Source organism: Exiguobacterium sp. s78 (assembly GCF_018618985.1).
Lineage (GTDB): Bacteria > Bacillota > Bacilli > Exiguobacteriales > Exiguobacteriaceae > Exiguobacterium_A > Exiguobacterium_A abrahamii.
This window is the reverse complement of the sequence record NZ_JACSNB010000001.1, coordinates 243,712-257,999: the sequence shown is the minus strand read 5'-3', so window position 1 is coordinate 257,999 and position 14,288 is coordinate 243,712. Positions and strand designations below refer to the sequence as shown.

The 14,288-nt window shown below is 48.7% G+C and carries 8 protein-coding genes; 3 read left to right on the top strand and 5 right to left on the bottom strand.

Features of this window, described 5'->3' with window-relative positions; translation table 11 throughout:
* The first annotated feature begins 89 nt into the window (after positions 1 to 89).
* Entirely contained in the window at positions 90 to 446 is a 357-nt protein-coding gene (locus KNQ18_RS01250) for a hypothetical protein (protein ID WP_214805479.1), read from the top strand.
* Between the two features lie 14 nt (positions 447 to 460).
* On the opposite strand, the gene KNQ18_RS01245 is transcribed toward KNQ18_RS01250, so the two are convergent.
* Positions 461 to 3,208: a chitobiase/beta-hexosaminidase C-terminal domain-containing protein gene (locus KNQ18_RS01245; RefSeq protein WP_214805481.1), complete on the bottom strand. Its 2,748-nt coding sequence runs from the start codon at positions 3,206 to 3,208 to the stop codon at positions 461 to 463.
* Positions 3,209 to 3,337: 129 nt separating this feature from the next.
* On the bottom strand, positions 3,338 to 3,517 hold the full coding sequence (locus KNQ18_RS01240) for a DUF2188 domain-containing protein (RefSeq protein ID WP_035396111.1): 180 nt from the start codon (positions 3,515 to 3,517) through the stop codon (positions 3,338 to 3,340).
* 599 nt (positions 3,518 to 4,116) lie between these two features.
* On the opposite strand from KNQ18_RS01240, the gene KNQ18_RS01235 reads away from it, so the two are divergent.
* Positions 4,117 to 6,147: a thioredoxin domain-containing protein gene (locus KNQ18_RS01235; protein WP_251133280.1), complete on the top strand. Its 2,031-nt coding sequence runs from the start codon at positions 4,117 to 4,119 to the stop codon at positions 6,145 to 6,147.
* 201 nt (positions 6,148 to 6,348) lie between these two features.
* Positions 6,349 to 9,933, top strand: a complete 3,585-nt coding sequence (locus tag KNQ18_RS01230) for an SH3 domain-containing protein (RefSeq protein ID WP_215083621.1) — start codon at positions 6,349 to 6,351, stop codon at positions 9,931 to 9,933.
* Between the two features lie 662 nt (positions 9,934 to 10,595).
* On the opposite strand, the gene KNQ18_RS01225 is transcribed toward KNQ18_RS01230, so the two are convergent.
* From KNQ18_RS01225 to kdpB, 3 genes are read right to left on the bottom strand one after another with little or no spacing between them, the layout of a single operon-like run.
* Entirely contained in the window at positions 10,596 to 11,684 is a 1,089-nt protein-coding gene (locus KNQ18_RS01225) for a universal stress protein (RefSeq protein WP_215083619.1), read from the bottom strand.
* Positions 11,681 to 12,202: a K(+)-transporting ATPase subunit C gene (gene kdpC, locus KNQ18_RS01220; protein WP_023469375.1), complete on the bottom strand. Its 522-nt coding sequence runs from the start codon at positions 12,200 to 12,202 to the stop codon at positions 11,681 to 11,683. Before kdpC ends, KNQ18_RS01225 begins: the two co-directional genes overlap by 4 nt.
* A 14-nt stretch (positions 12,203 to 12,216) precedes the next feature.
* Complete coding sequence (gene kdpB, locus KNQ18_RS01215; protein ID WP_149427836.1) at positions 12,217 to 14,286, bottom strand: potassium-transporting ATPase subunit KdpB; 2,070 nt, start codon at positions 14,284 to 14,286, stop codon at positions 12,217 to 12,219.
* Positions 14,287 to 14,288 lie beyond the last annotated feature (2 nt).

The window sequence follows — 14,288 nt, the reverse complement described above, 5'->3', positions numbered from 1 at the left end:
CTCCGATTCTCGACTCGGTATCATTAGAATTCGTAAGCCAAACTTTCAATGCTTTTCCAAATAACATAATGATATGAAGGAGTTGACCTATGGTTTTACTGTATTTCATTTATGAATCCATTGCTTTTTTGCCGATTCAACAATACTTATTTTCCGGCTGGATGATTCTTGTCGCGTTGACCGTATCGTTTAGCTTGGCTAATGCACATGAAGATGTCCGACTCAATCAACGGCTCGGTTTCGAGTTACTTGTTCCTGGATCGGGTATGCTGCTCTCTAAGAAATTCATTCCTGGTCTTGCTATCATCCTTTTTTTAATCTTGATCCACTTCACGTATATGTTCCGCGCCATCCCTCTGTCTATCGCTTTAATTTCGACACTCTCGATCAGTACACTCTCACTTCTTTCGCTTTTTATTCCAGCACGCAAAAAAGCGGACCGCTAAGTCCGCTTTTTGATTTATTGATATTTTGTTGTTTCTTTCAACTTATACGTGTTCGATAATTCAAGCCAGATTGTTTTGCCTTTTTTGACTTTCACTTGAATGTACGGACGTCCTTGCGAAACACGAAGTGCGAGCAATTCGCCTTGTTGATCACCATGCGTTTCACTTGCTTTTAACCAATGACGACCTAATTTACGCTCAATGAAGATATGCTTCCCTTTTTGGACAGCACGCCAGATGCCGATTTCTGCTTTTCCTTTGACCGGTACGGCCGTCTCTGCACCTTGAATCGAGATGATCGCTGGATCGTGGTCACTCGCGCTACCGTCTGCTTCCATATACTCTGAGTTGATGTTGACGATATCTGAAGACGTATAACGTTTTAAGTTGTTCGAGATTAAGATATGGTCGAGCACTTGAGCGTTTCCGTTGTAGACGTACGAGTACCGCTCTGATTCCGGCAGATCGTCAACTGTGTTCCACAAGTTATCACCTTTTAAGATATCAAGCGTCTTCGAGAATTGGAAGTCGTTTAAGTCACCGAGAACGACAACGTTTGAGCCTTTGACTTCCGTTTTCAATTCAGAGACGAAATCTTGGACGATGTTCGCAATCGCATGACGCTGGACTTCACTCTTACGTACGACCGGTTGGTTCTTACCGAAGTCAGCTCCGTCGCCACCTTTTGAGTTGAAGTGGTTGACGATAACATGGTACGAATCACCATTGAAGAGGAATTCAGCGACGAGCGGTTTCCGTGAACTCGCGAAGTTCGGATCCGTCGGTTGGATACGACCCGGGTTTTTCGTTAACTTACCATTTTCCACCGTAACGGCTTCCGTCGCGCCACCTTTTTCACCTGGTGCGAGCGATACACGTGCTGGATTGTAGAGGAATCCGACACGGATGTTTCCGCCTGGCTGTCCACCATCCTTCTTGTCTTCTGGTGCGATGTCCGTATAGGCATAGCGGACACCCGTTTTCGCTTCGATCGCCGCGATCAATGTCTCGAATGATTTCGAAGCATCGACTGTGCCGCTATCTGTTGCGCCATCGTTATCCTGCATCTCTGTCAAACCAACGATGTCCGGTGTCTTCAAGAACGTTGCAATTCCTTCTGAGACGCGATCGACTTTTCCTTCGTCTGCTGTTGAAGCAAAGTTCTCGACGTTGTACGAAGCAACAGTCAAACGTGATTTACCCGTTTCGATGTTCGTCGGTTGACGATCTGCTTCGCGCGTGACGAGTGGCGGAAGATCAGCTGCTTTTGAAAGGACTTTATACGCCGAATAGTTATAGCTCATGACACCTTCAATCGTTCCGTTGAACGTATCACCAGCTTTTGCACGGTACGACGAGCTTCCCATCTCGACGAAGAGACGCTCCGGGTTGACGTTGTCTTTCGTCAGGATCGGCGTTCCACGTTTCGTATAGACCTTATCCGCTGTCTGCGTCCGAACTGGAATCGTCCGGTTCGCTTGTGGTCCTGTGACGATCGCGTTTGGTAAAGCGACACGCATACCTTCTAAGCTTTCGTATAAGTCGATTGCATCTTCTTCTGGATCAAACTGAGCGAACGAATCGTTGTCGACGACTTGCGTTGGAATCAAGACCCCTTCATCGCCAAGAACGATGCTTGCTGGTAATCCTTCGTTGAGCGCACCCTTTACGAGATTGACCGTACTGATTTCCGTGACCGCTAAGTCTGTATCGAACTTATCACTGTAGCCGCCAAGTAACCATTCTTTGACATATCCTGTCGTCGCGACTTTTTGTCCAACGGCAGCACCATGGTTTTTCGCATAGACGAGAATCCCTTCCGATGTCCGGCTGTCGTTATCCGGATTCGGATCCTGCATATAGAAGTTGTTCGCATCGACGACGTACGTGACGACACCTGTCGTCCGGACGAGTTGATCTGCGTAAGGCGACGTATGCGCAACGCCTTGGATGTTGCTGATTTTCGTGATCGGTGGTGCGATGTAATACTTGAATGTCGAAACAGCTGACGTTTTACCGTCCTTGACGGCAACTGCTTGAATCGTCACTTCATCGTTGATCGTGATCGGTGACGTATACACCGGACTGTCGACAGTTGGTGTCGTGCCATCAACCGTGTAATGAATCGTTCCTTCACCTGACAATGTCACTTGATCTCCACGTTCAACTTCACCGACTGGAGAAGCTGTAGGTGCTGCAAGAACGTCGCCCGCTTCTGTCTGATGACTACCGAGATTCGTCAGTGTATCGACCGGGAAGCTCGTCCACTGTGATGGTTCGTATGTTTTAGCACCAGACGTGACGCCCGCATTCCGCACGAGTGTCGTATCTTTTGCGAAATCCGTTGATGAACCGAGTGGTCCGATGATATCAAGAACGACGTCGCCTTTTTTAAGTGCAATTGGATCATTCCCGTTGAAGTTTAATGATCCCGTCGTCAATTGTGCTTTTGCTTTGATGTCCGCATTCGCACTCGAGTTCGCGATGACGAACGTCTTTCCTGGATCCACTTTCCCCGATAATGTGATTTTCGCTTCTGATGGTCCACCGTTCGTATATTGAACGAGGGTATAGTCCGCTAAATCAATGATTTGCCCCGACCCATTGTATAGCTCGATTGCCTTGTTGTTACTTGTTCCTTCTATGTATTCAGACAAGATGACGCCTTCGCCTTCTGCCCCGACAAGACCCGCTTGTGGAAGGATTCCTGCTGTTAACACTCCGGCCAATGCCCACTTTCCAAACGTACTGCCGTATTTCATGATGAGACCCCCTATTGAATTTTCTGACACTTCTTAATAATATCAGATTATATTCTCAATAGTGTATATTTTTCGTAAAAAAAGATACCATCCTTCGTAAATGAAAGAGATGGTATCGCTTACAACTTTTTATTGTTCGTCTTTGTGACTTTCGTACCATTTTTCAGCTTGCGATGTCGCGATCGGAATGGCGCGTCCCTCTTCATACCCGTCTTTTAATAACGCGTTCGCGATCTCGATTGCTTTCTTTCGAAGTGGCGGATCAAAGTTCTTGAATGACTCCGGATAGTCGTTCTCATTCCATGGCATGTCGTCACCCCCTTCTTTCAGCATTACCCGAAAAAAGGCACAAAAAAAACGCCTCATCAGCGTGTCGTTGTTTTGGTTGTCATGAGAATCGAGGATTACAGGTGATCAAAACACCTGAAACGACGAAAGCCCTACCTCTCTTTCGTTGTTACGGCTCCTTGGCCGCGCCAGCTGAATCAAGCATTTTAGCAAGAATCGTGATGCGTCTGCAACGGACGCATGATACTGGGATTTTTAGAAATAGCTCGGGAATGAGCGGAAAAGTATCGATTGGAAGGTTTATCTTGCTGGGTCAACTTCTCCTCGTAGTATGAAGAAGGACAAAATAAAAGCGATGACTTATGTCTGACTCATTTGTCAGTAGCGGTCTAAAAATCCTGACCTGTCGATTTAATTGTATGATATGGATTGAAGATTCTCACATGAGTGATCATCCCCGATTCATGACTTATATTAATCTATCACACTTTCTTTTGTAAAGTCAATCTTTCTTTTGAAAAATCGTTTTCTCCTGTCTCAGAATTGGAGTTGCACCTGCCGTAAAAGCCGAGTATCGTGAAGAGGACTCATTACTATAGAAGAAACGAGGGAAATCCATCATGTCGAATCGACTTATCCATGAAACGAGTCCCTACCTATTGCAACACGCTCATCAGCCTGTCGATTGGTACCCGTGGGGCAAAGACGCCTTCACTGCCGCTCGGGAAAGCGGCAAGCCGATCTTTTTATCGATTGGTTACTCGACGTGCCATTGGTGCCATGTGCTGTCTCACGAAAGCTTCGAGGATGAAGAAACGGCACGCCTCTTGAACGAACGCTACATCGCAATCAAGGTCGACCGGGAAGAACGTCCTGACATTGACCATGTCTACATGACGGCGGCTCAAGTCATGAACGGACAAGGCGGCTGGCCACTGAGCGTCTTCATGACAGCGGACCAGCAACCGTTTTATATCGGTACGTATTTTCCGAAGACGCCTCAGTTCAACCGCCCGAGTTTTCGTCAGGTGACGCTTCAGCTAAGCGAGCAATTCCGCCGTTCACCAGAAAAAATCGCACAAGTCGGTCAGAACATGTCGCAAACGCTTCGCGACGTATTGCAGCCTACAGCGTCTACTAGTACTTGGAATGAATCCATCATTCACGAGACGTTTGATCAAGCGATGCGCCAATTTGACCGTCAACACGGTGGATTCGGCGGGGCACCGAAGTTTCCGTCGCCAGCCCTGCTTCGTTTCTTGCTTGATTATTATCAATACGCGGAAGACGAGACGGCGCTCCATATGGTCATGCGATCATTGATCGCGATGCGTGACGGTGGGATGACCGATCAAGTCGGCTACGGTCTGTTCCGCTATACAGTCGATGCCAAGTGGGAAATTCCTCATTTCGAGAAGATGCTGTACGACAATGCTTGGTTTGCGACCTTATGCATCGAGACGTACCAAGTGACCGGACAGATCCGTTTTCGACGTTACGCGGAAGAAATACTTGCATTCGTAGAGCATGAGTTGTCTGCACCGGACGGCACATTCTACGCCGCACTAGATGCAGATAGTGAAGGCGGCGAAGGACACTATTATACCTTCACGGCAACTGAACTGACGGACTTACTCGGACCAGACGCACTGTTCCCGCGCTTCTATCATGCTTCACCATCAGGAAATTTCGAAGGACGAAACGTCTTTTACCGGACGGGACGATCACTCGAGGCATTCGCACGTTCTGTTCACTTGTCGCCTGCTGAGACAGCGGCGCAACTCGAACGCGAGCGCCAGCTTCTTCTTCGTGCGCGAAATGAACGTCCGCGTCCATTTCGTGACGATAAGCGCTTGACATCGTGGAACGCGATGATGATCTCGACGTTCGCTAAAGCCGGTCGCATCTTTAATAAACCGCATTATACACGTGTCGCAACGCGTGCGGTGACATCACTTGAACGATTCGTTCGTACCGAACAGCAACTTGCCGTTCATTACCGCGAAGGACAAGCGACCGGACACGGATTCCTCGATGACTATGCTTATTTGATTGACGCACATCTTGAACTGTTTCAATCGACACGACGAGCGCTTCATCTAGAGGAAGCTTTAGTACTTGCAGATGTGCTACAAGATCAGTTCCAGACAGTAGATGGCTATTTTTATCTGACATCTTCACGCTCCGACGAGCTACTCGTTCGTCCACTTGATCTGTATGATGGGGTCACACCGGCTGGAAACAGCGTTGCCTTGCATGCCTTCTTCACGCTCAGTCGCCTCACCGGGCGTCTCGTCTATCAGGAAAGTGCCGAACGGGCTCTTACGGCATTAGTAGAAGAAGTCGAGCAACAACCAACGGGCTTCGCCTCACTTGTCAGTACGTTCACCTATCGGCAGATGGAACCGAAGGAATTGATCATCTTGATTCCTGAAGAGTCGGAAATCCCAATCGAAATCAATCAACTGCAACAGATGCGCTTACCGGAAGTCGCCTTATTGATTGGGACGAAGCGTGACCTTCTACCGCTTGTACCATTGATCGCAGATTATCCTGAACCAAACGTACCTACCGCTTATCTCTGTCATGATTTTTCGTGTGAACGACCAACGACGAATCTGACAGAACTCCTCGCTCGTCTCAACATCTGATCATTTCCCCTCTTGTTTAAACAAACAGGAGGGTTTTTCAAAAAACCAGACCCCTTTTTTCAAAATAATTCAATATCTTATTCATAAAAATCCGATATTGTCGATAGTAAGGATAGGCAATAGATTCCACAACTTAGACTTAGACATCCTAGAAGCCGATTCCGTCCATCCGGACGAATATCTACTAGGAGGAAAGATACTTTGAACACGACATCATTCTCGAAGACCTTGAAGGTGTTCGCGAGCTTTCTCATCGTTTTCAGCATCGTTTTAACATCTTTACCCGTAGCTGAAGCAGCGACGACGAAAGCGACGACCTACCGTCTGTCTACCGATAGTTATCTGTACGACAAGACGGCATCTTCTCGGAAACGCTTGTTGACGATCAAGACCGGAACTGTCGTTTCATCCACGTATGCTTCTGGCGCATTCAGAAGAGTGACATACGCTGGAAAAACGGGATATGTCGCGTCGAAATACCTCACGCTGTACGAAAAGAAACAAACCGTTTCTGGACAGCGCTACCTCGTCCTCAAAAAAACACCGATCAAAAAGACGGCAGTGGATACTGCAGTGACGATCGGTACGTTGAACGAAGAGGATGTGTACTACACGTCACAACGTGTGACAAATCCATATGGCGAAACATGGTACCGCGTCAAATATGACGGGAAGACGGGCTATGTCGCTGCTGGTGCAAAAGCAGTTGCCTATAAAAAGGTGACGAACACGACGTCAAGAACGGTCGACGCTTATATCTTGCGCCAATACGCTGGAACCGGTTATCCAAAAGTTCAGACCATTCCATCTGGAAAAGACGTCAAAATCGTCGGTCGGATCGAGGACTGGGTCAGCGTCCAGTACGATGGGAAAAAAGGTTACATGCATCAAGATGCGTTCGCCTCTTCTGAAAAGCAAAGTGTGACCCTGATCCCACAAACACGGTATCAGACGAAAAGTGCGACACCCCTTTACAATCAAGCGGAACCGAAGAACAGCTTAGCCAGTCTTCCGAAGGGCACGATTGTCACATCAAGCGCTAAGACGGCAACGTATCATCAAGTCACATACGCTGGTAAGACGGGTTATGTCTTATCCGCTACATTGGCAGAGTACACAGAAAAGACGAAGCTTCCGTCTTCACGCTTCCTGTTGACAGCATCACTCGCCATCAAGACGACACCTGCAACAAACGGAAAAACACTTGCGACACTAAGTGCCGGAAACGTCTACTACACGAAGACACGTGTGACGAATCCACTCGGTGAAACATGGTATCAAGTATCGAAGGAAGGTAAAACCGGCTTCGTATTAGCGAATCAGGCAACACCTATCGCTTACGAGTCACAATCAAACCTTTCATTGAAAACGACAGCCGCAACAACGATCCGCTCGTATGCAGGTCCATCATATGCAACAGTACAAACGATCCCGAGCAATACGGTCATCAAGATTTCTGGACGGATCGGCAATTGGTACCGGGTCAGTTATAACGGTAAAACGGGATATGCTGCTTCTAGCACCTTTACGACGCTTGCAACGAAGCAGAAAATTGCAGGTGCACGCTTTGAACTTGAAAAAGCGGTTTCGATCAAATCTTCACCAGATGCAAAAGCATCCACGCTTGCAACACTTCAGAGCGGTGACATCTACTACACGACACAACTCGTCACATCAAACGGTCAGCAATGGCATCGTGTGAGCAAGGATGGAAAGACAGGCTACATTCCTGTCGGTCAAGGCAAGAGTGTTCGTTATCAATCGGACCGGATCGTCATGCAGACGACGACTTCGACTCCCCTCCGTTCATATGCTGGAAACACTTACGCGACCGTCAAAACGATTCCTTCTAGTACGAGCATCACGGTCACTGGAATGATCGATGATTGGTACCGTGTGACGTACAACGGGAAAACAGGTTATATCGCTTCACGTTACGCTAAGGAAAAAGTCATGACGCAATCGATTCCATCTTCTTCTTATCGCCTTGGGCGTACCGTCGAAGTAAAAACATCACACCAAGCGACAGCTGACACTCTCGTTCGCCTCTCTTCTGGAGACGTCTACACGACGAATCAAGTCGTCACGACTGGTCGTTCAGAGCAATGGCATCGCCTGACGGTTGACGGAAAAACCGGTTACATTCAAATCAATCAAGGCTCACCTGTCACATATGAAAGCGTCAATAACCACCGCTATCAAGCAACGACGGATACGACACTCCAGTCGGATGCCGGTTCAGCTTATGCGACGGTGACGAAGCTGCCAAAAGCAGCCGTCGTTCAAGTAACAGGTAGTCTCGATCAGTGGTTAAAAATCAGCTACGCTGGTAAAAACGGTTACGTCTTAAAATCAACACTGACACCGTACACGGAAACGAAAAAGATTACGGGTGCACGTTTCTTGGCGAATCAATCACTTGTCGTCAAACAAGCACCGGACGATCAAGCAGCAACTATAACGACACTCTCGTTCGGAAATGTCTATTACACTTCTTCATTGATCACATCGTACACGAACACCTCGTGGCATAAAGTGACGATTGATGGCAAAACGGGTTATATCCGGACTGGTCAAAATACGTCATCGATCAAATACGAAGCAAAACAAAAATTGTACGTACGGGCTACATCAAACGTGGCTTTACGCTCTTACGTCGGTAGCTCATACAATGTCATTAAGACGATTCCTCAAAATCTCGTCGTCACCGTCTCTGGTCAAATCGGTGATTGGTATAAGATTTCCTACGATGGCAAAAGTGGATATGCATATAAGGGGGCGTTCGTGACGACTTCTTCTAAATTAAACGTCTATAACTCCGTCGCGACACCGTATACGTTCGATAGCTTCATCAGCGCACAGATGAAACTAAATCCACCACCGCAAACGGATATCTACAAAAACAAATTGATGTACGTCAGCACGGGTTACGTCCGCCTCGGTGGTGCACTTGATCCCGTCAACGGAACGATTGCGACTGTCACAGCGACGACACCGCTCAACATTCGTTCAGGCGCTTCGACTGCCAGTCACGTCTATGGTCAATTCCAGCCTGGTCGGATGATTCGCGTCTATCAATCCGTCAGTGGCTTCTATACGACGTACCCACGTGTCTATTCGAACGCAACGAATTATTCGACGATCCAATGGTTGAATGCACTCGAAACAGATGTCCGTAACGCTGCTGATCCACTCAAGGTCGACCGAAATTCTTCAGACTTCTATCAGTTCCTTGATCTATCGAAAACAACAGGTGCGACACCTGCGACACTCGATAAGATGTTAGCGAACGTGACGAAAGGCGAAGGAATCTTCAACAAATGTAGCAATGGTAGTTGTGGTCAAGCGTTCATCGATGCTGGTCAAAAATACAGCGTCAACGAAGCTTACTTGATCTCCCACGCTTTGCTTGAGACAGGTAATGGAAAATCGACACTCGCAATGGGTGTGACATGGAATGGACGCAAAGTCTACAACATGTACGGCATTGGTGCGTATGATTACGATGCAATCAACACCGGCGCTGCTTATGCGTACAGCCAAGGTTGGTTCACTCCGGAAGCCGCGATTGTCGGTGGTGCTGAATTCATCAGCACGAAGTACATCCACAATGCCTATGGACAAAATACGCTTTACAAAATGCGTTGGAGTCCGATGCGCCCTGGTAGCCATCAGTACGCAACAGACATGGGATGGGCGGTCAAACAGACGTCACGGATCTATTCACTCTATCAACAGATGGATAGCTATACGGCAACCTTCGATATTCCGGTCTTCGCTCGCTAAGAGATAGTTAAAAGCATACACATAAAGGAGTAGTTCTTCTCTTGATAGAGAAAGACTACTCCTTTTTCGTAATGTTTATTCATTGAAAAGTAAATGACGTCACTCTCGTTTTTATGACAGACGTTCCCGACATCCTCGCTTTCCACAGGCGGGAGGTAAGCCGCGACATCTCGCACTCCATGCGATTTGTCGGGTCTCACCCATCCCTGACGGAAGCGCTAACCGCACTTCCTTTTCCTGTAGGAGTCAAGGATGTACGGTTGCGTCCTACTAAAACATAACGAAATGAAATCGATAAGCGCATCATTTTTACGGCTAAAGTGGTCCTACAAAACAAGGTGTGCTGATGTGATGATGATCTCTCTTATCTATCAAAAGAAGTCCTTCTCCTTCTTCGTTTCTACTTTCTATACCCTGACGCAAATTGTTCACTCGACATCGCTTCCTAGGGAAAAACAAGCAGGAGCGACCCTGTAACGAAGTGAAGCGGCGCGACGCTTGTCCCAGGAAAAAGATGCGAGGTAAACAAAAAAGTGCAATCTTTCTCACTAAGAGAAAAACTGCACTCTGCCTTCATATGAACGGTACTCCATAATACTACGAAGTACTGTTATTCTTGAATGATACGAAGAGAACCCCTGCATTTACGCGGAAGGGCTCCCCTAGCGTTCCATGTCATCGGCAACGATTTGAATATCGATCCCGCGGACATGACGCATGATTTCATTGATGATCGATCCACGCCGGACTTCCTGCCAACGGGTCCGTGCAGATTGACCGAGGACGATTTGGGTGATGCGATGATGCTTGGCAGCTGCCGTGATCGCTTGGGCGATCGAGCGATCGCCTTGGATTCGGATCAGCACCTCTGCTCCGAACAAGGAACCGCTCTCGCGTACCATCGCTAAGACTTCTTTTTGTTTCGCATTCAGCTGATTCTCTGCCGTCGGTAAAATCGTCAGCACATAAAGATCCGCTTTCAGACGACTCGCCATGCGAAAGCCGCGATAGATCAACTTCCTCGCGTTGTCATTGAGCTGGATACAGACGAGAATTCGTTCCTGTAGCGACGCTGGATCCTTTTCAATCAACAAGCGTGATTGATAGACTTGATCGTCGACTTCGTCCGCGACCTGACGTAGCGATAGCTCACGTAAACTCGCAAGATTCTGAAGCGAAAAGAACGAATTCAAGCTCTGTTCAATCTTTTCCTTCTTATAGATCTTTCCTTGCTCGAGTCGTTCCCGTAACGTCTGTGGCGTGACGTCGACGAGTAGAATCTCATCGGCTTCACCGAGAAACGGATCCGGGATGCGTTCCCGAACCTCGACGCCCGTCACTTCTTTGACCTTAAAGAGCAAGCTTTCGAAATGCTGGATGTTGACGGCCGAATAGACATTAATTCCTGCTTCAAGCAGTGCTGCGACATCTTGATAGCGTTTCTTTCGTACCGATCCTGGCGCATTCGTATGCGCCAGTTCATCGATCAGTACGATATCCGGGCGACGGGCAATGATCGCGTCCACGTTCACCTCAGGGAATGTCTTGTCCTTATAGACGACTTCAAGTAGCGGAACTTGTTCGAGTTGCCCGACCATCTCTGCCGTCTCTTTTCGACCATGTGTCTCAATTAGACCGATGACGACATCCTTGCCTTCAAGCGTCAACGTTCGTGCATCGGCAAGCATCTTATACGTCTTTCCGACACCAGGAGCTGAGCCGATATACAGCTTCAGCTTTCCTCGTGTCATGACTTACTCCGATCAAGGGCTAAGTTCAAGCGCAGGACGTTGACGTAATCATGTGTTCCTGCTTCCTTCGTGATCAACTTCCGCACTTCTTCACGCGACAGGTCGCGCGCGGTTGCGATACGCTTCGCCTGAACCAAAGCATAGTCGACTGAGATGTGCGGATCGAAGCCAGAACCGGATGTCACGAGGGCATCGTCCGGAAGCGAAGCGCCGTCCACTTGGTTCTGTTTCTGTAATTCCGCCATCTTCGTGCCAAGCTCCGGGTTCGATGCTGCTAGGTTATCCCCAGCAGACGCTCCCGCTAATTGATCGACCGCTGATGGACGTCCATGAAAATACTGTTTCGACGTGAACGGCTGGGCAATCAATTCCGATCCGATGAATTTTCCGTTTTCTTGTACTAAAGAACCTTCAGCTTTATCCGGTACGAGTAGTTGACCGAACAGGGTCAATAAAGCGGGAAAGACGATCCCGCATAACGCCGTGACGAAGACCGTCACACGAATGGCTTGTTTCATGATTCGTTTTCTCCTTAGAGGATGCTTGCAAGCAAGACATCGATGATTTTAATCCCAATGAATGGAACGACGACACCGCCAAGACCATAGATCAGTAAGTTACGACCGAGTAATTGATCCGCCGTCATCGGTTTATAGGTAACTCCTCGCATCGCAAGCGGAATCAACATCGGAATGATGATCGCATTGAAGATCAAGGCAGACAAGATCGCGCTCGTCGGGGAATCAAGACGCATGATATTGAGTACTTCCATCTGCGGGATTGCGACCATGAACATTGCCGGGATGATCGCAAAATATTTCGCGACATCGTTTGCGATCGAGAACGTCGTCAAGGCACCCCGTGTCATCAAGAGCTGTTTCCCGATTTCGACGACTTCGATGATTTTCGTCGGGTTCGAATCAAGATCGATCATGTTCGCCGCTTCTTTTGCGGCTTGCGTTCCGCTGTTCATCGCGAGTCCGACATCGGCTTGAGCGAGTGCTGGTGCATCATTCGTTCCGTCTCCTGTCATGGCGACGAGGTGACCGGCTGCTTGTTCCTGCTGGATGACACGAATCTTGTCTTCCGGTTTACATTCCGCGACGAAATCATCGACGCCTGCTTCGCGGGCAATCGTTGCTGCCGTCAACGGGTTGTCACCCGTACACATGACCGTCTTGATCCCCATCTCACGCAAACGATCAAATCGTTCGCGCATGCCCGGTTTCACCGTATCTTTCAAATAGATGACGCCAAGGATCGTTGCGTCGATCGCAACGACGAGTGGTGTGCCGCCAAGACGAGAGACCGCATCTACTTTCTCTTGCAAATCATTCGGAATAGCGCCGCCTTGTTCCTTGACCCATTCTTGAATCGCTTGCCCCGCCCCTTTACGTACGCGGCGACCATCTCTTAAGTCGATTCCGGACATCCGTGTCTCTGCGCGGAACGGTACGATCTCTGCGCCATCTAACCAGTGTTGTTCCACCGGCATCGCACGAAGTTCAGCGAGTTCAAGAACAGAACGTCCTTCTGGTGTCTCGTCAGCAAGTGAGGCGAGGATCGCCCCCTCGAACGCCTGCTCAGCAGTACGTCCACCGACTGGCGTGATCTCCGACGCCATCCGGTTACCGAACGTGATCGTTCCTGTTTTGTCCAGGATGATCGTCTGGATATCGCCTGCTGCTTCGACCGCTTTCCCGCTCATCGCGATGACGTTGAAGCGGGTGACTCGGTCCATCCCGGCGATTCCGATTGCTGACAGTAAGCCACCGATCGTCGTCGGGATCAAACAGACGAGTAAGGCGATCAAGATTGGACCTGACAGATCAAATCCAAGGTAGTTCGTAAAGACAGGTAGTGTCATGACGACAAGTAAGAAAATCAATGTCAAGCTCGTCAAGAGCGTTGATAACGCGAGTTCGTTCGGTGTCTTCTGACGACTTGCGCCTTCGACGAGGGCAATCATCTGATCGAGGAATGACTCACCTGGATTGCTCGTGATCCGGACTTCGATCTCGTCACTGACGACGAGTGTTCCACCGATGACCGAGGAGAAATCACCGCCCGCTTCCTTGATGACGGGTGCGGATTCCCCCGTGATCGCTGATTCATCAATCGAAGCAAGTCCTTTGATGATTTCACCGTCACCGGGTACATACTCCCCTGCTCGGACGAAGACGATATCGCCCTTCCGGAGTGTCGCCGACGAGACGCTTTGAATCAGTTGTCCGACACGTTTACGTGCCATGACATCTGCCTTTGAAGCTTTCAGTGAGTCCGCTTGGGCTTTCCCGCGTCCTTCCGCGATCGATTCCGCGAAGTTCGCGAATAAGACCGTCAGGAAGAGGATAATACTGACCGTTAAGTTAAAGCCACGCATCTCGTCAATGAAGATCGTATAGCCGATCGCGAGCAAGCAGCCGATCCAGACGACGAACATGATCGGTTGTTTGACCATGTTGACGGGATTTAATTTTTTAAAGGCATCGATCGTCGCTTGACGCGCGATCGAGCCACTGATTGCTGATTTGGATTGGTGTTCCGGCTCCCCGTTCGGTTGGTGTTCCTCGGGCGTCGGATGCATGATTCGTTCCATCATAT

Bases quoted from the DNA above. Each gene is read 5' to 3' on its own strand.
- KNQ18_RS01250 (WP_214805479.1), top strand. From the start codon at position 90: ATGGTTTTACTGTATTTCATTTATGAATCCATTGCTTTTTTGCCGATT.
- KNQ18_RS01245 (WP_214805481.1), bottom strand. From the start codon at position 3,208: ATGAAATACGGCAGTACGTTTGGAAAGTGGGCATTGGCCGGAGTGTTA.
- KNQ18_RS01240 (WP_035396111.1), bottom strand. From the start codon at position 3,517: ATGCCATGGAATGAGAACGACTATCCGGAGTCATTCAAGAACTTTGAT.
- KNQ18_RS01235 (WP_251133280.1), top strand. From the start codon at position 4,117: ATGTCGAATCGACTTATCCATGAAACGAGTCCCTACCTATTGCAACAC.
- KNQ18_RS01225 (WP_215083619.1), bottom strand. From the start codon at position 11,684: ATGACACGAGGAAAGCTGAAGCTGTATATCGGCTCAGCTCCTGGTGTC.
- kdpC (WP_023469375.1), bottom strand. From the start codon at position 12,202: ATGAAACAAGCCATTCGTGTGACGGTCTTCGTCACGGCGTTATGCGGG.
- kdpB (WP_149427836.1), bottom strand. From the start codon at position 14,286: ATGATGGAACGAATCATGCATCCGACGCCCGAGGAACACCAACCGAAC.